Raw genomic sequence first — 26,684 nt, 5'->3', positions numbered from 1 at the left:
GAATGGTGACTGTCGTTTTTGGAATAAGCCTTTGACGCTCAGGCGTATGCCGTTGGCGGGATCAGGACGCGCGCGGTCGCGCTCAACATGGGAACTGTCACGAGTATTTGTTAGCGTCGATGTCTTTCACTCAGGGAGACAACGTCTATGAAGCTCGCGCCGAAACTACTGGTATCCGCCGCACTTTGCCTGGGACTCGCCAGCCAGGCGTTTGCCGCCACGGAGTTGAAACACTGGTCCGCACCTGCGGCCAAGCAACTGAACGACATGATCGCCGCCAACGCCAACAAGGGTAACTACGCGGTGTTCGACATGGACAACACCAGCTACCGCTACGACCTCGAAGAGTCCCTGCTGCCCTACATGGAAAACAAGGGCCTGATCACCCGCGACAGCCTTGATCCTTCGCTCAAGCTGATGCCGTTCAAAGACACGGCCGACCATAAGGAAAGCCTGTTCAGTTACTACTATCGCCTGTGCGAAGTGGACGACATGGTCTGCTACCCCTGGGTCGCCCAGGTGTTTTCCGGCTTCACCCTCAAGGAACTCAAGGTTCAGGTGGATGAGCTGATGGCGTCCGGCAAGCCCGTGCCGGTCAGCTATTTCGAAGGCGACGTGGTGAAGAAGTCCGAGGTGCAGCCGCCGAAAGTCTTCACCGGCCAGACCGAGCTGTACAACAAGCTGATGGAAAACGGCATCGAGGTGTACGTGATGACGGCCGCTTCCGAGGAACTGGTGCGCATGGTCGCGGCGGATCCGAAGTACGGCTACAACGTCAAACCTGAAAACGTCATCGGCGTGACCACCCTGCTCAAGGACCGCAAGACCGGCGAGTTGACCACCGCCCGCAAGCAGATCACCGCCGGCAAATACGATGAGAAAGCCAACCTCGGCCTGGAGCTGACCCCCTACCTGTGGACCCCGGCGACCTGGATGGCGGGTAAACACGCGGCGATCCTCACCTACATCGACGAATGGAAAAAACCGGTGATCGTCGGCGGCGACACGCCGACCAGCGACGGCTACATGCTGTTCCACGATGTAGACGTCGCCAAGGGCGGCGTGCACCTGTGGATCAACCGCAAAGACAAATACATGACTCAACTCAACGGCATGATGGCCAAGCATGCTGCGGCGCAGGCCAAGGAAGGGTTGCCGGTGACGGCGGATAAGAACTGGGTGATCGTCAAGCCGGATGAGATTCAATAACCACGGCTCTACGCCGGTAAATGTGGGTGGGGGCTTGCTCCCGATAGCAGGGTGCCAGTCGGTGCATGTGTTGACTGACCCATCTATATCGGGAGCAAGCCCCTCCCACATTGTGATCCTCAGTGTTTTGGAGAATTGCTCCAGGCAAAAAAATGCCCCGCACTTGGCGGGGCATTTTTATTGGGGGGAGGCTTACAGGCCGTCGAGCATCGCCTTGTTACGCACAGCACCCTTATCGGCGCTGGTGGCCAGCAGGGCATAAGCCTTCAGCGCGGTGGTCACTTTACGTGGACGTTTTTCAACCGGCTTCCAGCCTTTCTTGTCCTGCTCGACGCGGCGCGCCGCCAGTTCTTCATCGCTGATCAACAGGTTGATCGAACGGTTCGGAATGTCGATCAGCACCTTGTCGCCATCCTGCACCAGGCCAATCGCGCCACCGGCAGCGGCTTCTGGCGAAGCATGGCCGATGGACAGGCCCGAGGTGCCGCCGGAGAAGCGGCCGTCGGTCAGCAGGGCGCAGGCTTTGCCCAGGCCTTTGGATTTCAGGTAGGACGTCGGGTAGAGCATCTCCTGCATACCCGGACCGCCTTTCGGGCCTTCGTAGCGGATGATCACGATGTCGCCTTCTTTCACTTCGTCGGCGAGGATGCCGCGAACCGAGCTGTCCTGGCTTTCGTAGATCTTGGCGCGACCTTCGAAGACGTGGATGGACTCATCCACACCGGCGGTTTTCACCACACAGCCATCGAGGGCGATGTTGCCGTAGAGCACGGCCAGGCCGCCTTCTTGGGAGTAGGCGTGTTCGACACTGCGGATGCAGCCGTTTTCACGATCGTCGTCCAGGGTGTCCCAACGGGTCGACTGGCTGAACGCAGTCTGAGTCGGGATGCCCGCCGGGCCGGCCTTGAAGAAGGTATGCACGGCTTCATCGTCAGTCTGGGTAATGTCCCACTTGGCGATGCCTTCGGCGAGGGACTTGCTGTGCACGGTCGGCAGGTCAGTGTGCAGCAGGCCGCCACGGGCCAGAGAGCCTAAGATCGAGAAGATCCCGCCGGCGCGGTGCACGTCTTCCATGTGGTACTTCTGGATGTTCGGCGCGACTTTGCACAGTTGCGGCACGTGACGGGACAGGCGGTCGATGTCGCGCAGGTCGAAATCGATCTCGGCTTCCTGGGCGGCGGCCAGCAAGTGCAGGATGGTGTTGGTGGAACCGCCCATGGCGATGTCCAGGGTCATGGCGTTTTCGAACGCCTTGAAGTTGGCGATGTTGCGCGGCAATACCGAGTCATCGTTCTCGGTGTAGTAACGCTTGCACAGCTCGACGATGGTGCGGCCGGCCTGCAGGAACAACTGCTCGCGGTCGCTGTGGGTCGCCAGGGTCGAACCGTTGCCCGGCAACGCCAGGCCCAGTGCCTCGACCAAGCAGTTCATCGAGTTGGCGGTAAACATGCCGGAGCACGAACCGCAGGTCGGGCAGGCGCTGCGCTCGTATTCCGCGACTTTCTCGTCAGAAGCGCTGGAATCGGCGGCGATGACCATGGCGTCGACCAGGTCCAGGCCATGGGAGGCGAGCTTGGTCTTGCCGGCTTCCATCGGGCCGCCGGAGACGAAGATCACCGGGATGTTCAGGCGCAGGGAGGCCATCAGCATGCCGGGGGTGATCTTGTCGCAGTTGGAGATGCAGACGATGGCGTCGGCGCAGTGGGCGTTGACCATGTACTCCACGGAGTCGGCGATGATCTCGCGGCTTGGCAGCGAGTACAGCATGCCGTCATGGCCCATGGCGATGCCGTCGTCCACGGCGATGGTGTTGAATTCTTTTGCTACGCCGCCAGCGCGTTCGATCTCGCGGGCGACCAGTTGGCCCAGGTCCTTGAGGTGGACGTGGCCCGGTACGAACTGGGTAAAAGAGTTGGCAATCGCGATGATCGGCTTCTTGAAGTCGTCATCTTTCATCCCCGTGGCACGCCACAGTGCGCGCGCGCCGGCCATGTTGCGGCCGTGGGTGGATGTTTTCGAGCGGTAATCAGGCATTGGAGCACTCCGGGCGGCTAATCGGTATCAAAGGGGAGTGAGCTTCTAGTGACGTCTGGAACACCCGAAAAATGGCCCTGGTGTCCGGAAGTTGCCGCAAACGTGACGGGATCGCCGTGCGCATTGGCCTTGAGCTCATAAACCCGCCGGGGGATGACTGGCGATGAATAGGGCCGATTCTACACCGCTGGCGGCTGGAGGGAACGGGGCAATACTCATGTCCGTGGGCTTTGTTTAGACTAGCGACCCTTTGCCCCCCACCCCTCTCCAAAGGAATTGGAATGCCCGGTATCCATCGTTTTCTTGGGTTTTACCTGCTGATCGGTCTGATCCAGGGAATCGTCTTCAATTACTCCGATCAGCTCTATCGCTTGAGCGAAACTCTGTTTTTTGTCACCTACACCGTTGTGTTGGTCGGCGGTACCACCTTGCAGTTGCTGGGGGAAAAAGCCCTGCGGTGGCGGTCGCTGCTACCTACGCTGGCGTTCACCCTGTTGATGGGCGGCATGACGCTGTGGGTCTGTTACGGCCTCGACCATGTCGGCAATAGCCGTTGGGCGATCAATTCCTGGTTTATCAGCGTGATGTTGTTGAGTTATGTCTGTGCCACGTTTCTGTTCGCCTGGCCCGCCGAAAAAGGGCAGCGCTGGCGTTATGAGGACCTGTTTCAGCAGGCCTGGAACAGCGTGTTCATCGTGCTGTACGCCCTGATCCTGGTGGGGGTGTTCATGTTGTTGCTCAAGCTATGGGGCCGACTGTTCCTGATGCTGGGCATCGAATTTTTTGAGCATCACTTCTGGAGCCAGCGATTCCTGTGCATCAGCTTGCCGTTGGTGTTCGCCCTGGGCATGTACCTGGCGGCGCGCAGCGAGAAAGTCATCGGCCAGATGCGCGGCATGCTGTTCAGCGCCTGTGGCTTGTTGTTGCCGTTGATCGCCCTGATCAGTTTGCTGTTTACCCTGACTTTACCGTTCACCGGGCTCCAACGAATTTGGGCGACGGGTTATTCAACGCCCATTCTTCTGGTGCTGGCAGGTGCGCAACTGTTCTTGCTCAACGGTGTTTTTCAGGAGGGTATTCAGCCTCGGCCGTACCCCAAATGGTTAACGCGTTTTATCGAGTTGAGCCTGCTGTGTCTGCCGATTCTCGCCGCCATCGCGTTTTATTCGAGCTGGCTGCGGGTGGAGCAATATGCCTTGTCGCCACAACGCTTCATTGCGCTGGCGGCGGCGCTATTGTGTGGCTTGTATGGCCTGGCGGCCGTTTGGGCGGTGGTGTTGCGTTCGCCGATCTGGCTCGCCAACTTGCGGGTGACCAACCCGGCCCTGGCGTTGCTGTTTTGTGGGCTGGTGGTGTTGGTCAATACGCCGATCCTCGATCCGGTACGTTTGAGCGTCGACGATCAGGTCCGGCGTTTGCTCGACGGGCGCACCAAGGCTGAAGCGTTCGATGCGGACTACTTGCGGTTTGGCCTGGAGAAAGCAGGCGAGGAGGCGTTTGCAAAGTTGCAGGTCGACTTGGATCAGGAACGCATTCTGGACCCGGATTCACGCCGCGCCTTGCGTGAGCGGATGGACGACACGGCGCTGAGTTTCACCGAGCGCTATGCAAAGGAACAGGCGGAGCGGCCCAAGCCCGAACTGGAATGGATCGGCCCGGAGCCCAAAGGTAGCGAGCAATTTGCCGAGCTCAGCCTGAGCACGGACTCCCCTTGCGAGTTGGGTTGCGTGCTGTGGGCGGTCGACCTGGATCAGGATGGCCAACCCGAAGTGCTGGCAATGCCGAGCACCAGTTATCGTCACGACTCCAAGCCGCCACGCATTTTCGTGCTGGATGAGAAGGGCGAATGGGACGATCGTGGTCCGTTGTTGTGGACGCAGCTGCCGGACGGTTATGTCGACACGGAGACGCTGATCCACGATATCCGCGAAGGAAAGGTTTCGCTGGTCAAACCCCGTTATTTGCAGTTGCAGACCAGCGATATGCTGCTTACGCCGGTGATTCGGGAGCCTTAGCGGCCCGCACGGCTGTTGGTCATCAGCCCCCACAGGCTGAGCACAATGAACCCGATGGCGATGGTGATGAGCAGATAATCGCCGGCCTGGGCCAGTGCGGCGCTGCTGATGGCCGCCGTGAGAAACATGATGCTGTTCCCGGCCGATGCTGCGGTGCCCGCACTGCTTGAGAACAACAGCATCGCTGCGGAAATCGCAGCAGGCCGAACCAGGGTCACGGCCAGGGCGCTGATCAGCATTGGGATGAGCAAGGTCACGGTGCTGATGGCGTTCAGGCTCACGATCAGGGTTAACAGTGCGCCAGCAACGAGCAGTAGTCCGAGACCGATGTTGATTTGCCGGGACAGCGTCATGCGTTTTTGCAGGTGCGAGGCTGCGACGCCCCCGAGCAGGTAGGCCACGCCATACACCATCAGCACCAACGCATATTGGTACTCGGACAGCTTCAGCGCATCCATGAAAATCAGCGGTGTCACGCTGATCAAGGCGAAATAGCAGGCAAACACCAGGGCGGCGATCCACCAATAGCGCAGAAAGTCGCGATTGGCGGCGACTGCTTTGAGCGTGCCCAGGATCGAAACGGGTACGCGGTGCGGGCTGGCAGCCTGGGAAGGCAGAATGCAGAACGCATGGATCAACATGCCCAATGCCATGAGCGCAAACCCATAGAAGCTCCCTTGCCAGTCGAAGGTGGTTTGCAGCCAGGAGCCGATCAGTGGTGATAGGGCGACAAACGAGCCGCTCAGGGTCATGTAATAGAGGCGTACCCGGGCTCGGTCCTGTTCATCGAACAGGTCTTCCACCAGTGCATGGCCCAACACGAAGAAGCCGCACCCCATGGCCTGCACCGTGCGAAACAGCAGGAACGTCAGGTAATCCGGGGCCATTGCGCAGCCTATCGCCCCGAGGATCGACAGCGTTATGCAGCCGAGCAGCACTTCCTTGCGACCCCATTTATCCGACAGCGGGCCAGTGACCAGTTGGGAGATCGAAAACACCAAAGTGAACAGGCTGATGGACAGTGCGATGTCTGCGCTGGGCGTATCGAACTGGGCAGACAGGGCGGGAAACGAGGGCAGCAGGATATTGATCGGGAAGAAGCTGATCAGGGAAATGCAGGTGATCAGGATGAAGCGGGAGAGAGACGGCCCAGACATTGTTTTTGTTTTCCGGAGTAAAACCAGAAACCGATACTAGTCTGCGAAAAGTGGAATTCAATCAAAAGCGTTGAGAGAAATTTCCTGAGTAGACGTGGCTTGCTTGGGTAGGAAAAGTTTTCACGGCAACCACAAAACAAATGTGGGAGGGGGCTTGCCCCCGATTGCGTAGTGTCAGCCCCCTATTAGCTGGCTGACGCACGGCTATCGGGGGCAAGCCCCCTCCCACATTTTTATCTGTGCTTGCCTGTTAGCTATTCGGCAACAACCGGCACGTAATGCTCTTGATGTAGCGTGTCTCGGCAATTGCCGGGTGCACCGGGTGATCCGGACCCTGGCCGCCACGCTCAAGCATCTGGATATTGCGGTCCAGATGACGGGCGCTGGTCAGCAGAATGTTCTGCAGGTCGTCTTCCGGTAGGTGCATGGAGCACGAGGCGCTGACCAGGATGCCGTCCTTGCTGAGCAGACGCATGGCTTGCTCGTTCAGGCGGCGGTAGGCGCCTTCGCCGTTCTTCATGTCTTTTTTGCGTTTGATGAAGGCCGGTGGGTCGGCGACGATCACGTCGAAGCGTTCTTCGCTGGCTTTCAGTTCTTTCAGCGCTTCGAAGACGTCGCCTTCGATGCAGGTCATTTTTTCGGCAACGCCGTTCAGCGCAGCGTTGCGCTCTACGCCGTCGAGGGCGAAGGCGGAAGCGTCGACGCAGAACACTTCACTGGCGCCAAAGGCTGCTGCTTGCACGCCCCAGCCGCCGATGTAGCTGTACAGGTCGAGTACGCGTTTGCCTTTGGCGTATGGGGCCAGGCGTGCGCGGTTCATGCGGTGGTCATAGAACCAGCCGGTTTTCTGGCCTTGGATCACTGGGGCTTCGAATTTCACGCCGTTTTCTTCCAGCGCGACCCACTCAGGCACCAGGCCGAACACGGTTTCGACGTAGCGGTTGAGGCCTTCGGCGTCGCGCGCAGCGGAGTCGTTCTTGAACAGGATGCCGCTCGGCTTGAGCACTTGGGTCAGTGCGGCGATCACGTCTTCCTTATGGGCTTCCATGGTCGCCGAAGCGATCTGCACCACCAGGATGTCGCCGAAACGGTCGACTACCAGGCCCGGCAGCAGGTCGGAATCGCCGTAGACCAGGCGGTAGAACGGCTTGTCGAACAGGCGGTCACGCAGGGACAGGGCAACGTTGATGCGGTGCACCAGCAGCGACTTGTCCAGCGGCAACTTGATATCGCGCGACAGCAGGCGTGCGCAGATCAGGTTGTTCGGGCTCATGGCCACGATGCCCAGGGTCTTGCCGCCGGCCGCTTCCAGGATAGCCTGGTCGCCTGCCTGGAAGCCGTGAAGAGGTGTGGCGGCCACATCGATTTCGTTGCTGTAGACCCACAGGTGGCCGTTGCGCAAACGACGATCGGCGTTGGCTTTGAGACGCAGGCTTGGCAGGGACATGACGTCGCTCCGGAAAAAAGAGCGGGAGTATACCTTGTTGCGTAGGAAATCGCGGCGCCGCCGGACATGTGGCCAGCACCCAAATTTGGTCCGGCTCCATCCGGTTTTTGAGGTGTCGGTCAGCTTTGCTTAGGGGGTAGAATCCTCGCCTAGCCCAGAGTGTGTACTTATGTCCCAAGAGCTTTCCGCCGAACAGATCCAGCAGGCCCTGCAAGGCATCAGCGTACCGCCCCAACCGCAAATCATGGTGGATTTGCAAATGGAGCAGTACATGCCTGACCCGGACCTGGAAGTGATCGCACGGTTGATCTCCCAGGATCCCGGCCTGTCCGGCGCGTTGCTGAAGATTGTCAACTCACCGTATTACGGCCTGAGCAACAAGATTGCCTCGATCCAGCGCGCAGTGAACCTGTTGGGCAGCCGGTCGATCATCAACCTGATCAACGCGCAGTCGATCAGGGGCGAGATGAGCGACGACACCATCGTCACCCTCAACCGCTTCTGGGACACCGCCCAGGATGTGGCCATGACCTGCCTCACACTGGCCAAGCGCACGGGTTCCCAGACCGTAGACGAGGCCTATGCCTTGGGCTTGTTCCACGATTGCGGGGTGCCGTTGATGCTCAAGCGCTTCCCCAACTATATGACCGTGCTGGAGCAGGCCTACGCCAATGCCGGCCCTGACTGCCGCGTGGTCGACACCGAGAACAATGCGTTCAACACCAACCATGCGGTGGTTGGCTACTACACCGCCAAGTCCTGGCGCCTGCCGGAACATGTGACCGATGCCATCGCCAACCACCACAACGCCCTGGCGGTTTTCAGCGATGAGTCGTCGCGCAACCCGCAGGTGAAGAACCTGCTGGCAATCCTGAAGATGGCCGAGCACATCTGCTCGTCCTACCGGGTGCTGGGCAACCAGTCGGTTGACCATGAGTGGAACGCCATCGGCCCTCTGGTGCTGGACTACGTGGGCCTGTCGGATTACGACTTCGAGAGTATGAAGTTGTCGATCCGCGAACTGGGCGCGCACTGACTCCCCCCTTCAAGAGGTACACATGCCCGAGTTACCAGAAGTCGAAACCACCCGGCGCGGGATTGCGCCGCACCTGGAAGGCCAGCGCGTCAGCCGCGTAGTGGTACGTGAGCGGCGCCTGCGCTGGCCAATCCCGGAAGACTTGGACGTGCGCCTGTCCGGGCAGCGCATCGTGCTGGTAGAGCGGCGGGCCAAGTACCTGTTGATCAATGCCGAGGTGGGCACCTTGATCAGCCACTTGGGCATGTCAGGCAATTTGCGCCTGGTGGAAGTCGGTATGCCGGCGGCCAAGCATGAGCACGTGGATATCGAGCTGGAATCGGGCATGGCCCTGCGCTACACCGACCCTCGGCGCTTTGGCGCGATGCTCTGGAGCCAGGATCCGCACAACCATGAGTTGCTGATCCGTCTGGGGCCGGAGCCGTTGACCGACCTGTTTGATGGCGAGCGCTTGTTTCAACTGTCCCGCAGGCGGTCGATGGCGGTTAAGCCGTTCATCATGGACAACGCGGTGGTGGTGGGCGTGGGCAATATCTATGCGACGGAAGCGCTGTTTGCGGCGGGGATTGATCCGCGTCGTGAGGCGGGTGGTATTTCACGCGGGCGGTATTTGAAGCTGACGATTGAGATCAAGCGCGTGCTGGCGGCCGCCATCGAGCGGGGCGGCACCACGTTGCGGGACTTTATCGGCGGGGATGGGCAGCCGGGGTATTTCCAGCAGGAGTTGTTCGTCTACGGCCGGGGTGGCGAGGCGTGCAAGGTCTGTGGGACTGAGCTGCGCAACGTGGTGCTGGGGCAGCGGGCGAGTGTGTTTTGCCCCAAGTGCCAGAGCTGATTGTTGTGTGATGGCGGATATAACCATCGGGGGCAAGCCCCCTCCCACATTTGAAATGCATTACAAGTGTGGGAGGGGGCTTGCCCCCGATAAGGCCCTGACAGGCGCTGAAGAACCTCAGGCCTTACCGGTAATCTTCCGGTACTTCTCCATCAGTTCCTCTTCAGTCTCCGGACGCGCCTCATCCAGCGGAATGCAATCCACCGGGCACACCTGTTGGCACTGAGGTTCGTCATAGTGGCCGACACACTGGGTGCACAGGTTCGGATCGATCACGTAGATCTCCTCACCTTGGGAAATGGCAGCGTTCGGGCACTCGGGTTCGCAGACGTCGCAATTGATGCAATCGTCGGTGATGATCAGGGACATGGAAACTCCTGCCAGGGCTGTCAGCCAGGGCATCTGAAAACTAATGCGCGCAATTGTGCCGCATTGGCGCCCGCAGTGCGAGCCGGTCTGACTTGTGGCTTTTGATTTTTGTGGTGAGCGGGCTTGCCCCGCGCTGGGCTGCGAATTAGCCCCAATCCAGGCGACCGGGGTTCACCTAAAGCTACGCAGTGCTCTTATTGGGGGCTTCTCAGCCCGGCGCGGGGCAAGCCCGCTCACTACAGGTAAACCGGCAAACCTCGGCTACTTCTTGAAGCGCAGCGTCAGCGCGTCCGCCACGGCAGGGTGCACGAACTTGGTGATATCTCCGCCCAAAGCAGCGATTTCACGGACTAACGTCGAGGAAATGAACGAATAACGTTCCGAAGGCGTGAGGAACAGGCTCTCAACGTCCGGCGCCAGTTGGCGGTTCATGTTGGCCAGTTGGAATTCGTATTCGAAGTCCGATACCGCACGTAGGCCGCGCAGGAACACATTGGCGTTCTGCTCTTTGGCAAAGTGCGCCAGCAGCGTCGAAAAGCCCACGACTTCGACGTTAGGCAGGTGCTTGGTGACCTCACGCGCCAGCTCCACGCGCTGTTCCAGGGGAAACAGCGGGTTTTTCTTGGGGCTGGCCGCGACCGCGATGATCACATGGTCGAACAAGCGAGAGGCGCGTTCGACCAGATCGCCATGGCCTTTGGTAATCGGGTCGAAGGTTCCTGGGTACAACACTCGGTTCATCGCGTCGTCCTGGCGGAGTCCGTTGGGGAACCGGATGGTATCGCAGCCATCCCGGTCGGCCAAGTCGACTTATGTAGATACATGCCGCTGATCGAGCGTTTTTTCATGCTGTTTTCAGACGTTCGGCCAATGCTGTGGCCAGTTGGGCGGTCAATCCGTACACCGACAATTGGGGGTTGGCCCCAATGCTGGTGGGGAATAACGAGCCATCGTGGATCGACAGATTACGTAATTGGTGATGGCGACCCAGGCTGTCGGCCACGGCGTTTTTCGGGTCTTCGCCCATCGCACAACCGCCCATCACATGGGCGCTGCCCAGGGTCGTGCGATGCAGTTCCAGGTTCAAACCGTCAATCAGTTCGCGGGCTTGCGCCAAGGTGTTTACGTAACGCGCATCGTGATGCAGCGGCTTGACCGACTTGGCGCCCGCTGCAAACTGAATTTCGGCCATGCTGTGAAAGGCCCGGCGCAGGCCGTCCCAGGCGTAGGGTGAAACCTGATAATCGAGAACGGGAGTGCCGTCGCCGCGCAAATCTACCGTTCCACCAGGGCTGTCGGGGTGAAAACCGTCGCGCAAAAGGGCGAGCATGGCGTGAGTATTCGGCAATTGGCTCATGTCCAGCGCGTTCCCGGTGCCGTAGCCGCCGAACAGCGTGCTGGCCAATCCTGGGTGTAAGGGCGGCGCTTCTAGCTTGTAGGACATTTTGCCGGTCGTGCCGTCCTGCCATTGGAAGTGATCGGAGTAGATCGACTGCGGTGCACCGTAGAACGGGTTGATCACCTCGTCGAACAACCCGGCGGAGAAATTCACAAGGTGCAAAAAGGTGCGCTTGCCCAAGCGCGAGTGCGGGTCGGGTGCGTCCGAGCGCATCAGCAACGCCGGGCTGTTGATACCGCCGCCCGACAGCACGTAGTGTTTTGCCTTGACTGTGATCTTGCGCCCGGTCGGCGATACGCAGCGCTCATCCATGGCCACGCATTCCAGGCTGCTGATCGTGTCGCCGCTGTATTTGAGGTGTTCGGCGCGGGCCAGGTAGAGCAACTCGCCGCCTTTCTCCAGGGTGGACGGTATGGTGGTCACCAGCATCGATTGCTTGGCATTGACCGGGCAACCCATGCCGCAATAGCCCAGGTTGAAACAGCCACGCACATTGCGCGGGATCACATGCCAGCTATAGCCAAGTTTTTCGCAGCCTTTGCGGATCACGTCATTGTTGGCGTTCGGCGGCATGGCCCAAGGCGCGATGCCCAGGCGTTGTTCCATTTTTTCGAACCACGGCGCCATCTCGGCGCTGCTGTGGCCTTTGACCGCGTATTCACTGGCCCAGTGAGAGAGGGTGGCGTCCGGGGTGCGGAAGCTGGAGGTCCAGTTGATCAACGTGGTGCCGCCCACTGCCCGACCCTGCAGGATAGTAATCGCGCCGTCCTTGCTCATGCGGCCGATGCCTTCCTGATACAGGCTGGTGTAGGCCTCGTCCTCCAGCAACTTGAAATCGCTGCTGGTCTTGAGTGGGCCTTCCTCGATCAGCAGCACTTTATAGCCGGCGGCGCTGAGGATCTCGGCCGTGGTGCCGCCACCGGCGCCGCTGCCGATGATGGCGACGTCGGCTTCCAGCGTCAGGTCATTGTCGAGGGCGGCGCCGTTGTGGGTTTTCCAGCCACGGGCCAGGCCTTCGCGGAACAGATCGGGTACGGGCATCAGGATCGTCTCTTGTTTTTATTGTTGGGGGGATGCGGATCAGATCTTCGGCGGGCCGGGATAGCCGCAATGGGCCCAGGATGCGGGCTGGAAGTACCAGGCCATGATCACCAGCTTGAGCAATGAGCCCTGGCCCATGCGCAGCAGGTTCAGGTAGCTGTTTTCCCAGCGGTGCAGGAAGTTGTGGATCTGCTCTGTGCTGGCGTTCTCCCAGCTGCCCCAGATACCGGTCAACGGACCTCGGGTGATGGTCATGCCCAATACGTCGAACAGCTGCTGGGTGAGCTTGAACATCTCGGGCGACAGGCGCTGCAGGCTGAAATCGAGTTTTTTCAGGGTGTCTTCGACGCCGTTGGCCACCTCCTGGGCGCTGGCTACACCTTCCAGCAATACCGGAATGACCGCGCGTAAAAACGGCAGATCGCTGCTGCGCAACAGGGCAAAGCCGCTGGCCGGTGTGCTGCTGGAACAGCCGCTGAGGCTGGCGCCAAGCCCGGCGGTGGCGAGGAAGGCGCTGGCGCACAGGCCGATTTTCAAGACGCCGCGCCGCGACAGCGCGGGTGAATCAGTCAGGCTAGGGTTCATTGTTATTGTTATCCCGTGGGTGGCGGTGTCAGCGAACGAACAGCTTCTGGATCAACTTCTGAATAGCCTTGCCATAAGGCGGGTAGATCAACTTAGCGGCGTTCAGGCGCTGCTTCACCAGCACACCCTTAGCCTTGCTGAAGGTCAGGAAACCTTCATGCCCGTGGTAATGGCCCATGCCCGAAGGGCCGATGCCGCCAAATGGCATGTCGTCCTGGGCCACGTGCAGCAGGGTGTCGTTCAGGCACACGCCGCCGGAATGGGTCTCGTGCAGCACTCTGTTCTGTTCGCCCTTGTCGTAGCCGAAGTAATACAGAGCAAGCGGGCGAGGGCGTTGGTTGATGTAGGCAAACGCCTGGTCGATACCGCGATACGGCACGATCGGCAGCACTGGGCCGAAGATCTCGTCCTGCATCACAGTCATGTCGTCGCTGACATCCAGCAGCAGGCTGTGGGCCATGCGGCGCGCCTGGCCTTGCTCGTACAGCGGAATCAGCGTCGCGCCTTTATCGGTGGCGTCCTTGACGTAACTATTGAGCCGAGCCAATTGCCGTTCATTGATGATTGCGGTGTAGTCCGGGTTGTCTGCCAGGGTCGGATAAAATCCGCGAACGGCTTTGCTGTAAGCCTCGACGAAGCCCTCGACACGGTCTTCTGGCACCAGCACGTAATCCGGCGCCACACAGGTTTGCCCGGCATTCAAGGCTTTGCCGAAGGCGATGCGTTCGGCGGCGTCCTTGAGCGGTACATCGGCGGAAACGATGGCTGGCGACTTGCCGCCCAGCTCCAGGGTGACCGGCGTGAGGTGCTCGGCCGCTGCGCGCATCACGTGTTTGCCGATGCTGGTGGCGCCGGTGAACAGCAGGTGGTCGAAGCGCAGCTTGGAAAACGCCATGCCCACGTCGGCTTCCCCCAACACCACGCACACCAGATCCTCGGGGAAGATTTTCGCCAACAGGGTTTTGAGTAGTTCGCCGGTGGCGGGAGTGGACTCGCTGAGCTTGAGCATCACCCGGTTACCTGCCGCCAACGCGCCGACTAACGGCCCAATGGCCAGGTACAGCGGGTAGTTCCACGGCACGATCACCCCGACCACGCCCAGCGGTTGGTAAATGACCTTGGCTGAGGCCGGTTGAAAGGCAATGCCTACAGCACGGCGGGAAGGTTTCATCCAACCTTTGAGGTGTTTGCTGGCGTAGTGAATGCCATGCAGGCTTGGCATCAATTCGGCGAAAAGGGTCTCGTCGGCGCTGCGGTGGCTGAAGTCCTGGCTGATTGCGTTGATCAGCGCCTGACGCTCGTCGCTGAGCAGGTCGCGCAGGGCCTTGAGCCATTGCTGGCGTTGTGCTGCCGGCGGCATGGGGTTGGCGGCGTAGGCGCGACGTTGAGCGTCGAACAGGCCCTGGAGCTGATCCAGCACCTGGGAATCTTGCAGGTAGGCAACGTTGGCAGACATGGCGCAGCACCGATTGTTATTGGTCTGCCTGGATTTTTAGAGTCATTGCTCTAAATTGTCAAATAACATTGCGGCAACATGCAGATTTATCCTGGCAAGGATAGGTCGTAAGATGCGCCATCACGTGTATAGAAGCTGATTCCCCTATGGCACCACGAGTAAAGACCAGCGAGCGCATTGTGCAAACCAGCCTGGAGCTTTTTAACCAGCAGGGTGAGCGCAGTATCAGCACCAACCATATCGCCGCCCATATGGAAATTTCGCCGGGCAACCTGTACTACCACTTCCCCAACAAGCAGGCGATCATCGCCGTGCTGTTCCGTGAATACGAAGCGCTGGTAGACAGTTTTCTGCGTCCGCCACAGGGGCGCGCCGCGACGGTTCAAGACAAACGTTTCTACCTGCAGGCCCTGCTGGCCGGGATGTGGCGCTATCGCTTCCTGCATCGCGACCTTGAACATCTGCTGGAGAGCGATCCCGAGCTCGCCACCGGTTATCGGCGCTTTTCCCAGCGTTGCCTGACCCAAGGCAATGCGATCTACCGGGGGTTCGTCGACGCTGGCATCCTCAATATGGACCCTGTTCAAACCGAAGCACTGACCCTCAACGCCTGGATCATCCTCACGTCGTGGGTGCGTTTTCTGTGCACCACCAATGAAAATTCTGCCCATTTGAGTGCCGAAGCCATTAAGCGCGGGGTGTATCAGGTGCTGGTGCTGGAGGCCGGTTTTGTCACGCCTCAGGCGAAAGAGGCCGTGGATGCGCTGTTCAAAGAATTTTACGTGCCGCTGAACCAGGCACTGGAAGAAGTGAAGTAGGCCTTTCCCACTGCATTCGTAGGAGTTCGTCATGCCGCTTGCCCAACTGATCAGTCCCCAGCAATTGGCCGAGCGCCAGAAGTCTACCGGGCTGGTGATCCTGGACTGTCGTTTTGCCCTGGAAGACCCGGATTACGGACTTTGCAGCTACGCCGAAGGGCATATCGACGGCGCGCAATATGCCGACCTGGAACGCCATCTCAGCGGCCCGGTAATCAAGGGAGTGACCGGTCGCCACCCATTGCCGGCGGCGGACACTTTTGCCGAGCAATTGCGGGCCTGGGGCATCCATGCCAATACCGACGTGGTGCTCTATGACGACGGCCCCGGCGCATTTGCCGCCCGCGCCTGGTGGCTGCTGGCCTGGCTGGGCAAGCGCGATGGCGTGTTTATCCTGGATGGCGGCCTCAAGGCCTGGCATGTAGCTGGTTTCCCGTTGAGCCTGGACGCGCCGGTGACAGAGCCTGGCACCTTCGCGGGTACGCCGGACAATCATCTGTTGCTGGACGCCGAACACCTGCAAAAACGCTTGGGCCAACCCGGCCTGACCTTGATCGATGCCCGTGCCCAAGCGCGTTTTCGCGGTGACGTTGAACCTATTGATCCGATTGCCGGGCATATCCCCGGTGCGCAATGTGCGGCGTTCAACGAAAACCTGGGCAGCGATGGACGTTTCCTGCCGGCCGACCAACTCAGGCAACGCTTCGCCGCGCAGTTGCAAGGCCGCTCGCCGGAAGATCTGGTGGCGTACTGCGGCTCGGGTGTGACGGCCTGCCACAACCTGTTCGCCCTGAGTCTGGCGGGTTATCCGTTGGGCAAGTTGTATGCGGGGTCGTGGAGCGAGTGGATTACCGATCCTGCGCGGGCAATTGCGACTGGCGACTGATTTACCGGTCGTGTAAACCCAATCCAAATGTGGGAGGGGGCTTGTCCTCGATTACGGAGTATCAGTCGACACATTATTGACTGTTCCACCGCAATCGGGGGCGAGCCCCCTCCCACATGTTTAACCGTGTTTTGACAGTAACCATTGGGGAATGCGCCGCTCCAAGTAGTAGCTGGGGCGTTTCAGTGAGCCATCGACGAAGCCTACGTGCCCACCTTTGGCCGTCAGCTCAAACTCGGTGCACGCCGACAGCTCGCTGGCCTCGGGCAAGCTGTGGGCGAATACGAACGGGTCGTCGGCAGCCTGGATAATCAACGTCGGCGTGCGTATAGCACCCAGGTAGTAGCGACTCGACGCGCGGCGGTAATAGTCCTCGGCACTCAAGAACCCGTGCAGCGGCGCGGTGACCCGGCCATCGAAGTCCCAGAAGGTACGCATCTTCTCCAGTGAGCCGAGCGCTTCCAGGGTTTTCAACCCGTCCTCCCGACCATCCTGCAAAAACTGACGCTGCTTGACGCGGATATACGCGAGCATCTCGCGCATGAAGTGCTTCTGGTAAACGCGCGAGAAGCCTATCCCGATGCGGTCCGCACACTGGTCCAGGCGAAACGGCACCGACACCGCCGCCGCCCCTTGCAACCCGGATGCCTCGCCGGTTTCCCCCAGGTGCTTAAGCAGCACATTGCCACCCAGCGAATAACCCACCGCATACAGCGGCGCCAGCGGGCGCTTGGCGCGTAGATGCGCAATGGCGGCGGCCAGGTCTTCGCTGGCGCCCGAGTGATAGCTGCGGGCCAACAGGTTGGGCTCGCCCGAGCAACCACGCCAGTTCAAGGCCGCACTGGCCCAGCCTTGCGCTGCGAGGACTTTTTGCAGGCCGGCTACATAGGGGGAATTGGACGAGCCGGTCAGCCCATGCAGCACCAGCACCAACGGCGCCTGCGCGTCATGCGGGCCATGCCAGTCGAGGTCGAGAAAGTCGCCGTCTTCCAGCCACAGGCGTTCGCGTTGGCGTTCGATATGGGTGGTAGGGCGCCACAGCGGCCCCCACAGGGTTTGCAGGTGAGGGTTGCCGAGGCCGAAGGCGGGGGTGAATTTTTCAGAGGAAGGGGTCATGCAGATCTCTGTGGCAAGCGCGTTTGCTGTGGTGAGCAGGCTTCTGTGGTGAGCGGGCTTGCCCCGCGCGGGGCTGCGGAGCGGCCCCAGACCAAGCGACCGAGTTCTAGCTGATGGTGCGCGGTGTTTTTATTGGGGCCGCTCCGCAGCCCAGCGCGGCGCAAGCCCGTTCACCACAAAAGCTGGATTGCTCTCAGTTCTCGACCAACCGATGCCACAACGCGTAATACACCCGCCCGGATTTCTGCTCCCGGTGCAGTCGCCACGCGCCCGGCAGTCCCAAGGAAGATGGCGCAGTCTCGCTTTCAGTGTAGATCCAAGCGTCGGGCGCCAGCCATTGGCGTTCTTCCAGCAGCGTGCACACGGTCGGCAAGAGGTTCTGGTTAAACGGCGGGTCGAGGAACACTACGTCGTACTCGCTGGCCGCCTGGGTTTCCAGGTAGCGCAGAGCATCGGCAGTTTGTACCTGGCCATTGGTGCAACGCAGGGTGCCCAGGTGTTCCTTGAGGCTGGAGACCGCCACATTGCTGGCATCCAGCGCCTGTGCCTGAGACGCGCCACGGGACAACGCCTCCAGGAACAGTGCGCCACTGCCGGCGAACGGGTCCAAGACCTTAGCGCCCGCGATATACGGCGCGAGCCAGTTGAACAGGGTTTCACGCACGCGATCCGGCGTTGGGCGCAGGCCCACGACATCGGGGAAGCTCAGCTTGCGGCTGCCCCATTCACCGCCAATGATGCGCAGTTGGCCCACACCGTTGTGTACGTTGTGGACAGGTTTTTTCGGGCGAGATGAACTGGCCATTAATGCTCCGGAACCCCGAGCGGCTGCTCGGCGGGTTTATCAGTGGGGGGCGGTAGTGGCTTTTGCGCAATCGTCGGGCCGGCGGTCACGATGACCATCTTATCGGCGCTCAAGTGTTTATTCATTGCAGCCTTGACCTGCTCTACGGTCAGGGCCTGGGATTGTTTCATGAAATCTTCCAGATAGCTCAGCGGCAGGTTATAGAAACCCATGGCGCCCAGCTGACCGACGATATCGGCGTTGCTGGCGGTAGACAGCGGGAAGCTGCCGGCCAGCTCGCGCTTGGCGTCATCCAGCTCTTTTTGCGTCGGACCGTTCTTGAGGTAATCGGCCACGACGTCTTCGACCAGGCGCAGGGTGCCGCCGCTCATTTCGGCGCGTGTCTGCAGGTTGATCATGAACGGACCGCGTACCTGCATCGGTGAAAAACCGGAGTAAACACCGTAGGTCAGGCCACGCTTTTCACGTACTTCGCTCATCAAACGGGTGCCGAAACCACCGCCGCCGAGGATCTGGTTACCCAGGGACAAGGCCGCGTAGTCCGGGTCGGCGCGGTCGATGCCGAGTTGGGCGAACAGCAAGTGCGTCTGCTTGGATGGGAACTCGATATGGCTCAGGCCGGCCTTTGGTTCAGTCGGCTGGGCAATCTTCGCCAGGGCCGGGCCTTTAGGCAGCGATGCGGACACCTTTGCGGTCATGGCTTCAGCTTCGGCGCGGGTCAGGTCGCCTACCACCGCAATCACCGCATTACCGGCGGCGTACGCCTTGGCGTGGAACGCCTGCAACTGCGCCTGGCTAATTTTCGGCACGCTTTCAGGTGTGCCTTCGCTCGGGTGCGCATAAGGGTGATCGCCGTACAAGCGCTTGAACAGCTCCAGGCTGGCGAGTTTGCCGGGGTTTTGCTTCTGATATTCGAAGCCGGCGAGGATCTGATTCTTGATGCGGGCCAGGGAGTCGGCCGGAAAGGTCGGCTTGCCGATCACGTCGTCAAACAGCGCCAGGGCGGCGTCGCGTTTATCGCTTGCACTCAGGCTGCGCAGGGATACCAGTGCCATGTCGCGGTAAGCGCCATTGCCGAAGTCGGCGCCCAGGCCTTCAAAACCACTGGCGATCTGGCTGACGTCCTTGCCCGGTATGCCTTCGTTGAGCATGGCGTTGGTCATCAACGCCAGGCCCTGCACATCGCCATCCTGGCTGCTGCCGGCGGCGAACAGGATGCGCATGTCGAACATCGGCAGTTCATGAGCCTCAACAAACAGCACCTTGGCGCCTTCGGCGGTGGTCCAGGTTTGCACGTCGAGCTTGCGGTTGGTGGGTGCCTTGCCGTCCAACTCCGCCAAGGATTGCAGTTTGTTGGCTGACTGGGCTTTTTCAAGCGCCGGGCTCGCGACCGATTCACTTGGGCGCAGGAAATACACGGCGCTCGCCGCGATCAGGGTAACGGCGATCAGGCCAGGCAGGATCAGGCTTTTGCGATCACTCATGAGCAGTCTCCTCAGGCAGAACATGGGCGACGCTCAGACGCTCGCGGGTGAAATAAGTACGCGCGGCCTTCTGGATATCTTCAGGCGTCACGCTTTGCAGGTCGGCGAGTTCACTGTCCATCAGCTTCCAGGACAGGCCGACAGTTTCCAGGGAGCCGATGGCCGTGGCCTGGCTGGTGATGGAGTCACGCTGATAGACCAGGCCGGCGATGACCTGAGCGCGGATGCGTTCCAGTTCTTCGGCGGTTGGCGGCTTGGCTTTGAGTTCTTCGAGCAGTCGCCACAGGCCGGCTTCGGCTTGGGCAACGGTCTTTTTCTTCTGCTGGTTTGGGGTGGCCGACAGCATGAACAGGGTGTCGCCGCGGGTATAAGCGTCGTAATTGGTGGAGGCTGCCGAAACCAGCTCTTCACCGCGTTCCAACTGCTCCGAGATGCGCGCACTGTAGCCGCCATCCAACAGGGCCGAAATCAGGCGCAGGGCTTGCACCGAGCGTTTGTCTTCGGCAGTCGCCAGGCCAGGAACGTTGAAACCGAGCATCACGCTCGGCAATTGGGTCTGCACGTGCATCGTCAGCAGGCGCTCGCCGGGTTCAGCCAGCTCCATCGGGATCTTCGCGGGCGGTACGTCACGCTTGGGGATCGGGCCAAAGTAGCGTTGGGCCAGGTTTTTCACCTCGTCCGGAGTTACGTCGCCGACTACCACCAGGGTGGCGTTGTTCGGCACGTACCAGGATTGGTACCAGTGGCGCAGTTCTTCGACCTTCATGCGGTCCAGATCGGCCATCCAGCCGATGGTCGGCGTGTGGTAGCCGCTGGCTGGGAAGGCCATGGCCTTGAAGCGCTCGTAGGCCTTGGACATCGGGTTGTCGTCGGTGCGCAGGCGACGTTCTTCTTTAATAACCTCGATTTCGCGGCTGAACTCGTCGGCCGGTAGACGCAGGCTTGCCATGCGGTCGGCTTCAAGTTCGAAGGCCACGCCCAGGCGGTCACGGGCCAGGACTTGGTAATAAGCGGTGTAGTCATCGCTGGTGAACGCGTTTTCTTCGGCACCCAGGTCGCGCAGGATCAGCGAGGCTTCGCCGGGGCCGACTTTGGCGCTGCCCTTGAACATCATGTGTTCCAAGGCGTGGGACAAACCAGTCTGGCCCGGGGTTTCGTAGCTCGAACCCACTTTGTACCAAACCTGGGAAACCACCACCGGGGCGCGATGATCTTCGCGCACGACGACCTTGAGGCCGTTGTCCAGGGTGAATTCATGGGTGGGTTGTGGGTCGGCAGCCAAGGCTGTAAGAGGCAGACAAACTGTGCTGAACAGCAGGCCTGCGGCGCGGCGGGCTAGAGCATTCATTCGTTTTTAAACCTGTTGGGCTGCCCGCTTGGTCTTAGCGTCAGCGGGCGAGGAGGTGCTAGGATACTGGTCGAATATACGGACGGCCACTGCGGCAGTCTTGTTGAGGCCCTATTTAGGCCTTACAAAATGTTGCGCATGAACGAGCTGGCTAAAAAACAGTCTGTTACGCATCGAATTTTATTTACCGACGTGCCGCTCTGGCACTTCGCTACCTTGAGATAGCCGTCTCCATGTTTGGTTCCAACGACGACAAGAAGACCCCAGCTGCGGCTGGCGAGAAGAAAGGCCTGTTCGGATGGCTGCGCAAAAAGCCGCAGGAAACCGTTGTCGAACAGCCACAGGTTCAAGCTGAGCCGATCCCCGAACCTATAGTAGAAGCCGAGCCGGTTGCCGAAGTGCCTGCGCCGGTGGTGTTGCCGATGGCTGAGCCGGTGTTGCAGCCAGTGGTTGAGGCCGAGCCTGAGCCTGAGCACAAGCCGTGGCCTGAGTTGCCAGTGGCCGAAGAGCCCGTGGCGTTGGTCGAAGACATACAGGCTGAGCACGTGGCCCCGCCGATTCCTGCGGTGGTTGAGCCGGTCGAGGTGGTGGCCGAAGCGCCACTCGCCGTGGAAGTCCCGGTTCCTGCGCCTGTTGTGGCCGCTGAGCCTGCCCAAGTTATCGAGGTTGTCGAGCCAGAGCCCATCGCCCCACCCGCCGAAACAAGCAAGACCGGCTTCTTCGCTCGTCTCAAGCAAGGCCTGAGCAAGACCAGCGCCAGCATCGGCGAAGGCATGGCCAGCCTGTTCCTGGGCAAGAAGGTCATTGATGACGAACTGCTGGAAGACATTGAAACCCGTCTGCTGACCGCCGACGTGGGCGTCGAAGCCACCGCGGTGATCATCCAGAGCCTGACCCAAAAGGTCGCACGCAAGCAGCTGACCGATGCCGATGCACTCTACAAATCCTTGCAGGCCGAACTGGCGGCGATGCTCAAGCCCGTGGAAGCACCGCTGGTGATCACCCCGAACAAGCCGTTCGTGATCCTGGTAGTGGGCGTCAACGGCGCCGGCAAGACCACCACCATCGGCAAACTGGCCAAGAAACTGCAATCGGAAGGCAAGAAAGTCATGCTCGCTGCCGGCGACACCTTCCGCGCCGCTGCCGTTGAGCAATTGCAGGTCTGGGGTGAGCGCAACAAGATTCCGGTGATCGCCCAGCACACGGGTGCCGATTCCGCCTCGGTGATCTTTGACGCCGTGCAAGCCGCCAAGGCTCGTAACATCGATGTGCTGATCGCGGATACCGCTGGTCGTCTGCACACCAAAGACAACCTGATGGAAGAGCTGAAGAAAGTCCGCCGCGTTATCGGCAAGCTCGACGCTGACGCGCCGCACGAAGTGCTGCTGGTGCTGGACGCTGGTACCGGCCAGAACGCTATCAGCCAGGCCAAACAATTCAACCAGACGGTCCAACTGACCGGCCTCGCGTTGACTAAGCTCGACGGCACGGCCAAAGGCGGTGTGATCTTCGCCTTGGCCAAGCAGTTCGGGTTGCCGATTCGTTATATCGGCGTCGGTGAAGGCATCGACGACCTGCGCACCTTTGAAGCCGAACCCTTTGTACAGGCACTGTTTGCCGAGCGGGAGCGTTCATGATTCGATTCGAACAGGTCGGTAAACGCTATGCCAACGGGCATGTCGGCTTGCATGAGCTGAGCTTTCGAGTGCGTCGCGGCGAGTTCTTGTTTGTCACCGGTCACTCGGGGGCCGGCAAAAGTACGCTGTTGCGCCTGCTGCTGGCCATGGAACGCCCGACTACCGGCAAGTTACTGCTCGCCGGCCAGGACCTGGCCACCATCAGTAATGCGCAGATCCCGTTCCTGCGCCGCCAGATCGGCGTGGTGTTCCAGAACCACCAGTTACTGTTCGATCGCACGGTGTTCAACAACATTGCGCTGCCGCTGCAGATTCTTGGGTTGTCCAAGGCCGAAATCGTCAAGCGTGTGGATTCTGCCCTGGAGCGCGTGGCGCTGTCGGACAAGACCGACCTCTACCCCGGCGACCTCTCGACTGGTCAGCAGCAGCGCGTCGGCATCGCCCGCGCCATCGTCCATCGCCCGGCCTTGCTGCTGGCGGACGAACCTACCGGTAACCTCGACCCGCGTCTGGCGGCCGAGATCATGGGGGTGTTCGAAGACATCAACCGCCTGGGCACCAGCGTATTGATCGCCAGCCACGACCTGGCGTTGATCGCCCGCATGCGCCACCGCATGCTGACCCTGCAGCGCGGTCGCCTGATCGGTGACGGGGAGGCTGGCGTATGAGTGCCACACGTAGCCCTAAGGTTTCCGAGCGCGTTGCGCCAAAACCGGCCGACCCGCAACCGAAAAAGAAAAAACACGACGATGACGACGGCCCGGACTTCAGCACCTTGCTGCGCGCCTGGATCGAAAGCCACCGCGCCAGCCTGCTGGACAGCTTGCGCCGTCTGGGCAAACAGCCGATCGGCAGCTTTTTCACCTGCCTGGTGATGGCTGTGGCCTTGAGCCTGCCGATGGGCTTGTCGCTGCTGCTTAATAATGTGGAGCGTTTGGGCGGTTCCTGGCAGCGTGCGGCGCAGATTTCGCTGTACTTGAACCTGGATGCCAGTACCAAGGAAGGCGAAGCGCTACGGGACGATATCAAGAATATGCCGGGCGTCGCGGACGCCGAGTACGTTAGCCGCGACCAGGCCCTTGAGGAGTTCCAACAGCAGTCCGGCCTGGGCGAGGCGCTTAAAGAGCTGCCGCAGAACCCACTTCCCGGCGTGGTGCTGGTGACCCCGAATGAAGTCGACAAGCCGGCCCTTGAAGCCCTGCGGCAAAAACTCGCAGAGATGCCGAAGGTGCAACAGGCGCAACTTGATCTAGTCTGGGTAGAGCGCCTGGCGGCGATCCTCAAGCTCGGCGACCGTTTTGTGTTCGGCCTGACGGTGCTGTTGGTGTCTGCATTACTTTTGGTGATAGGTAATACCATTCGTCTTCATATTGAAAACCGTCGCATCGAGATAGAAGTGATTAAACTGGTCGGCGGCACGGACAGCTATGTGCGTCGGCCTTTTCTGTACATGGGTGCGCTTTATGGCCTGGGTGCGGGGATTTTGTCCTGGGGCGTGCTGGCGTTCGGCCTGAACTGGCTGAACGACGCAGTCGTTGGGCTTGCCGGCTTGTACGGCAGTGATTTTGCCCTGGCCGGGGTACCGGTGGCCGATGGTCTGTCGCTCTTGCTTGGCGCGGTATTGTTGGGTTATATCGGTGCCTGGATTGCGGTCGCACGGCATTTACGTGAGCTGGCACCGAAGTAGTTAATGTCAGATTAATGTGGTTTCGTTTGTATTGACCGTATCAGTGGTTTAGGGAACTTGTCCTACGGTTCCCGGTCAATTTTCGCAGTGCTGAACTGCACGAGTTATGTGAGTCGGAGGTTTTTTCGTATGACCACTTCTTTGCAACCTGCTTATGCCTTGGTCCCTGGTGCGAACCTGGAAGCCTATGTGCACACGGTCAACAGCATTCCATTGCTGACGCCCGAGCAGGAGCGTGAACTGGCCGAGAGTCTCTACTATGAGCAGGATTTGGGGGCGGCTCGGCAGATGGTGCTCGCCCACCTGCGTTTTGTCGTACATATCGCCCGTAGCTATAGCGGCTACGGGTTGGCCCAGGCTGACTTGATTCAGGAAGGCAACGTCGGCCTGATGAAGGCTGTAAAGCGCTTCAACCCTGAGATGGGCGTGCGCCTGGTGTCGTTTGCCGTGCACTGGATCAAGGCGGAAATCCACGAGTTCATCCTGCGCAACTGGCGCATTGTGAAAGTCGCGACCACCAAGGCCCAGCGCAAGCTGTTCTTCAACCTGCGTAGCCAGAAGAAACGCCTGGCGTGGCTGAACAACGAGGAAGTCCACCGCGTGGCCGAAAGCCTCGGTGTGGAGCCCCGTGAAGTGCGCGAAATGGAAAGTCGCCTGACCGGCCATGACATGGCCTTCGATCCGGCCGCGGAAGCGGACGACGACAGCGCCTTCCAATCGCCGGCCAACTATCTGGAAGACCACCGGTACGACCCGGCGCGTCAACTGGAAGACGCCGACTGGAGCGACAATTCCAACCACAACCTGCACGAAGCGCTGGAAGTGTTGGACGACCGCAGTCGTGACATCCTCTACCAGCGCTGGCTGGCGGAAGAAAAAGCCACGCTGCACGACTTGGCGCAGAAGTACAACGTGTCGGCCGAGCGAATTCGTCAGCTTGAGAAAAGCGCGATGAACAAGCTGAAGTTGTCGATCGCCGCTTAAAAGCGCCGCTTAAAAATGTGGGAGGGGGTTTGCCCCCGATAGCAGAGTGTCAGTCGACATCAAAATGACTGATCCAGCGCTATCGGGAGCAAGCGTCCTCCCACATTTTTTTGTGTTGTATCAGTCGGACCAAGGCGCTTTGCGCGAGTTGTTCAGTTCCACCAGATAACCATCTCCGCCTAGCTGGCTCATCTGCTGGCGAATCCACGCCGCCCGCCGCGCCACATAAGCGGTCGGGTGGCTGGCACTCCATACCCGAGGGTTAGGCAACACCGCCGCTAAATAACTGGCCTGCTGCCGGGACAAACCCTTGGCGCTTACGCCGAAGTGATGCCGTGCCGCCGCCTCCGCGCCGAATACGCCTTCATCCCATTCCACGCTATTGAGGTACACCTCAAGAATCCGCTGCTTGGGCCACAGCACCTCGATCAACCCGGTAAACCAGGCCTCCAGCCCTTTGCGCAAATAACTGCGGCCAGCCCACAGGAACAGATTCTTCGACACCTGCTGACTCAACGTACTGGCGCCGCGAATCGAACCGCCGCGCTCGTTGTGCAGGATCGCCGCCTGGATCGCGCCGAAATCAAAGCCCCAATGCTGCGGGAAGCGCTGGTCTTCACCGGCCATCACCGCCACTTTGAGCTCATCGGAGATCTCGTCCCACGGCACCCAGGTGCGCTGCAGGTCAATGGGTTCGCCGTCGAACCAGGATTCGACCTTGCGCTCCACCATCAGGGCAGTGAAGGGCGGCGGGACGACACGAAACAGCAGCACCAGCAAAACACTGCCGATGGCAAACCATTTCACGACGTTGAGAAAGCGTTTGAATAGGAGACGCAGCATAGAGATGGCTTGGCCGAACCCGTTGAGCGGGCCATTATACAGACCCTGCCCGATGAGTCTGACTGGAGTTCCCTATGCTGCGTAGCTTTCTGATGCTGGCCGCGTTTTTCGGCTTCACCGGTGTGGCCTTGGGCGCGTTTGCCGCCCACGGCCTGAAAAACCGTCTGAGCGCCGAGTACCTGGCGATCTTCCATACCGGAGTGACCTACCAACTGGTGCACACACTGGCGCTGTTCGGCGTGGCGTTGCTGGCCGCCCATCTTCCCGGCCGCCTGGTGACTTGGGCCGGTATCTCGTTTGTCATCGGTATCCTGCTGTTTTCCGGCAGCCTCTACGCGCTGACCATGACCGGTATCAGCAAGCTCGGCATCATCACGCCGTTCGGTGGCCTGGCGTTCTTGCTCGGCTGGTTCTTCCTCGGTTTGTTTGCCTGGCGCTTGCAGGTCGTCTGACCAAGGGACTTGGGCCGGCAACGCCAATCAAGCTAGAATGC

General features: G+C 60.2%; 24 protein-coding genes. 11 read left to right on the top strand and 13 right to left on the bottom strand.

What is annotated here, in order from left to right:
• Window positions 1–147 precede the first annotated feature (147 nt).
• Entirely contained in the window at window positions 148–1,209 is a 1,062-nt protein-coding gene (locus BW43_RS25795; RefSeq protein WP_032884177.1) for a hypothetical protein, read from the top strand.
• Between the two features lie 192 nt (window positions 1,210–1,401).
• Here BW43_RS25795 and ilvD read toward each other — a convergent pair whose 3' ends face one another.
• A complete protein-coding gene (gene ilvD / locus BW43_RS25800) occupies window positions 1,402–3,243 on the bottom strand; it encodes a dihydroxy-acid dehydratase (RefSeq protein ID WP_032884175.1) in 1,842 nt (613 codons plus the stop codon).
• A 281-nt stretch (window positions 3,244–3,524) separates the two neighbouring features.
• Here ilvD and BW43_RS25805 point away from each other — a divergent pair, with 281 nt between their 5' ends.
• On the top strand, window positions 3,525–5,258 hold the full coding sequence (locus BW43_RS25805; RefSeq protein ID WP_032884173.1) for a DUF4153 domain-containing protein: 1,734 nt from the start codon (window positions 3,525–3,527) through the stop codon (window positions 5,256–5,258).
• Here the strand turns inward: BW43_RS25805 and BW43_RS25810 are convergent.
• Window positions 5,255–6,415 (bottom strand): MFS transporter, encoded by a 1,161-nt coding sequence (locus tag BW43_RS25810; RefSeq protein ID WP_032884171.1) that lies wholly within the window; start codon window positions 6,413–6,415, stop codon window positions 5,255–5,257. The two genes, BW43_RS25805 and BW43_RS25810, sit on opposite strands and share 4 nt — an antisense overlap.
• 250 nt (window positions 6,416–6,665) lie before the next feature.
• The gene (locus tag BW43_RS25815; protein WP_003213799.1) at window positions 6,666–7,862 is read right to left on the bottom strand and encodes a class I SAM-dependent rRNA methyltransferase; all 1,197 of its coding nucleotides are present in this window, start codon (window positions 7,860–7,862) and stop codon (window positions 6,666–6,668) included.
• A 169-nt stretch (window positions 7,863–8,031) separates the two neighbouring features.
• On the opposite strand from BW43_RS25815, the gene BW43_RS25820 reads away from it, so the two are divergent.
• Both BW43_RS25820 and mutM read left to right on the top strand, forming a co-directional pair.
• Complete coding sequence (locus BW43_RS25820) at window positions 8,032–8,898, top strand: HDOD domain-containing protein (RefSeq protein WP_032884170.1); 867 nt, start codon at window positions 8,032–8,034, stop codon at window positions 8,896–8,898.
• A gap of 22 nt (window positions 8,899–8,920) precedes the next feature.
• Window positions 8,921–9,733 carry a bifunctional DNA-formamidopyrimidine glycosylase/DNA-(apurinic or apyrimidinic site) lyase gene (mutM, locus tag BW43_RS25825; RefSeq protein WP_032884169.1) on the top strand — a complete coding sequence of 271 codons (813 nt, stop codon included), beginning with the start codon at window positions 8,921–8,923 and terminating at the stop codon, window positions 9,731–9,733.
• Window positions 9,734–9,850: 117 nt separating this feature from the next.
• Here the strand turns inward: mutM and BW43_RS25830 are convergent, their stop codons facing one another.
• The 5 genes from BW43_RS25830 to BW43_RS25850 all read right to left on the bottom strand — a co-directional run bounded on the left by BW43_RS25830 (window position 9,851) and on the right by BW43_RS25850 (window position 14,583).
• Window positions 9,851–10,102 (bottom strand): YfhL family 4Fe-4S dicluster ferredoxin, encoded by a 252-nt coding sequence (locus BW43_RS25830; protein WP_032884168.1) that lies wholly within the window; start codon window positions 10,100–10,102, stop codon window positions 9,851–9,853.
• A 261-nt stretch (window positions 10,103–10,363) separates the two neighbouring features.
• Window positions 10,364–10,843 (bottom strand): pantetheine-phosphate adenylyltransferase, encoded by a 480-nt coding sequence (coaD, locus tag BW43_RS25835; protein WP_003176711.1) that lies wholly within the window; start codon window positions 10,841–10,843, stop codon window positions 10,364–10,366.
• Between the two features lie 103 nt (window positions 10,844–10,946).
• On the bottom strand, window positions 10,947–12,542 hold the full coding sequence (locus tag BW43_RS25840) for a GMC family oxidoreductase (RefSeq protein WP_032884166.1): 1,596 nt from the start codon (window positions 12,540–12,542) through the stop codon (window positions 10,947–10,949).
• A gap of 39 nt (window positions 12,543–12,581) precedes the next feature.
• A complete protein-coding gene (locus tag BW43_RS25845) occupies window positions 12,582–13,127 on the bottom strand; it encodes a hypothetical protein (RefSeq protein WP_032884165.1) in 546 nt (181 codons plus the stop codon).
• Between the two features lie 28 nt (window positions 13,128–13,155).
• A complete protein-coding gene (locus tag BW43_RS25850; RefSeq protein WP_032884164.1) occupies window positions 13,156–14,583 on the bottom strand; it encodes a coniferyl aldehyde dehydrogenase in 1,428 nt (475 codons plus the stop codon).
• 146 nt (window positions 14,584–14,729) lie between these two features.
• On the opposite strand from BW43_RS25850, the gene BW43_RS25855 reads away from it, so the two are divergent.
• Both BW43_RS25855 and BW43_RS25860 read left to right on the top strand, forming a co-directional pair.
• Entirely contained in the window at window positions 14,730–15,401 is a 672-nt protein-coding gene (locus BW43_RS25855; protein ID WP_032884162.1) for a TetR/AcrR family transcriptional regulator, read from the top strand.
• 31 nt (window positions 15,402–15,432) lie between these two features.
• Window positions 15,433–16,287, top strand: coding sequence for a sulfurtransferase (locus BW43_RS25860; protein WP_032884160.1), 855 nt, complete (start codon window positions 15,433–15,435; stop codon window positions 16,285–16,287).
• A gap of 120 nt (window positions 16,288–16,407) precedes the next feature.
• Here BW43_RS25860 and BW43_RS25865 read toward each other — a convergent pair whose 3' ends face one another.
• The 4 genes from BW43_RS25865 to BW43_RS25880 form a co-directional block, all read right to left on the bottom strand.
• Window positions 16,408–17,403 (bottom strand): hydrolase, encoded by a 996-nt coding sequence (locus BW43_RS25865; protein WP_032884157.1) that lies wholly within the window; start codon window positions 17,401–17,403, stop codon window positions 16,408–16,410.
• 193 nt (window positions 17,404–17,596) lie between these two features.
• A complete protein-coding gene (gene rsmD / locus BW43_RS25870; RefSeq protein WP_032884156.1) occupies window positions 17,597–18,208 on the bottom strand; it encodes a 16S rRNA (guanine(966)-N(2))-methyltransferase RsmD in 612 nt (203 codons plus the stop codon).
• Window positions 18,208–19,692, bottom strand: a complete 1,485-nt coding sequence (locus BW43_RS25875; protein WP_032884154.1) for a pitrilysin family protein — start codon at window positions 19,690–19,692, stop codon at window positions 18,208–18,210. The genes rsmD and BW43_RS25875 overlap by 1 nt, the downstream gene beginning before the upstream one ends.
• Complete coding sequence (locus BW43_RS25880) at window positions 19,685–21,040, bottom strand: pitrilysin family protein (protein ID WP_032884151.1); 1,356 nt, start codon at window positions 21,038–21,040, stop codon at window positions 19,685–19,687. Before BW43_RS25880 ends, BW43_RS25875 begins: the two co-directional genes overlap by 8 nt.
• 233 nt (window positions 21,041–21,273) lie before the next feature.
• On the opposite strand from BW43_RS25880, the gene ftsY reads away from it, so the two are divergent.
• From ftsY to rpoH, 4 genes are all read left to right on the top strand, one after another.
• Window positions 21,274–22,677: a signal recognition particle-docking protein FtsY gene (ftsY, locus tag BW43_RS25885; RefSeq protein WP_032884150.1), complete on the top strand. Its 1,404-nt coding sequence runs from the start codon at window positions 21,274–21,276 to the stop codon at window positions 22,675–22,677.
• Window positions 22,674–23,345 (top strand): cell division ATP-binding protein FtsE, encoded by a 672-nt coding sequence (gene ftsE / locus BW43_RS25890; protein ID WP_003213784.1) that lies wholly within the window; start codon window positions 22,674–22,676, stop codon window positions 23,343–23,345. The genes ftsY and ftsE overlap by 4 nt, the downstream gene beginning before the upstream one ends.
• The gene (ftsX, locus tag BW43_RS25895) at window positions 23,342–24,364 is read left to right on the top strand and encodes a permease-like cell division protein FtsX (RefSeq protein WP_032884149.1); all 1,023 of its coding nucleotides are present in this window, start codon (window positions 23,342–23,344) and stop codon (window positions 24,362–24,364) included. The genes ftsE and ftsX overlap by 4 nt, the downstream gene beginning before the upstream one ends.
• A 129-nt stretch (window positions 24,365–24,493) precedes the next feature.
• Window positions 24,494–25,348: an RNA polymerase sigma factor RpoH gene (gene rpoH, locus BW43_RS25900; protein ID WP_003176698.1), complete on the top strand. Its 855-nt coding sequence runs from the start codon at window positions 24,494–24,496 to the stop codon at window positions 25,346–25,348.
• A gap of 120 nt (window positions 25,349–25,468) precedes the next feature.
• On the opposite strand, the gene mtgA is transcribed toward rpoH, so the two are convergent.
• Window positions 25,469–26,191, bottom strand: a complete 723-nt coding sequence (mtgA, locus tag BW43_RS25905) for a monofunctional biosynthetic peptidoglycan transglycosylase (protein WP_032884148.1) — start codon at window positions 26,189–26,191, stop codon at window positions 25,469–25,471.
• 74 nt (window positions 26,192–26,265) lie between these two features.
• On the opposite strand from mtgA, the gene BW43_RS25910 reads away from it, so the two are divergent.
• Window positions 26,266–26,643, top strand: a complete 378-nt coding sequence (locus tag BW43_RS25910) for a DUF423 domain-containing protein (protein ID WP_032884146.1) — start codon at window positions 26,266–26,268, stop codon at window positions 26,641–26,643.
• Window positions 26,644–26,684 lie beyond the last annotated feature (41 nt).

It is taken from the genome of Pseudomonas sp. RIT357 (genome assembly GCF_000632245.1).
Lineage (GTDB): Bacteria > Pseudomonadota > Gammaproteobacteria > Pseudomonadales > Pseudomonadaceae > Aquipseudomonas > Aquipseudomonas sivasensis.
This window is presented reverse-complemented; position numbering and strand designations above follow the sequence as displayed.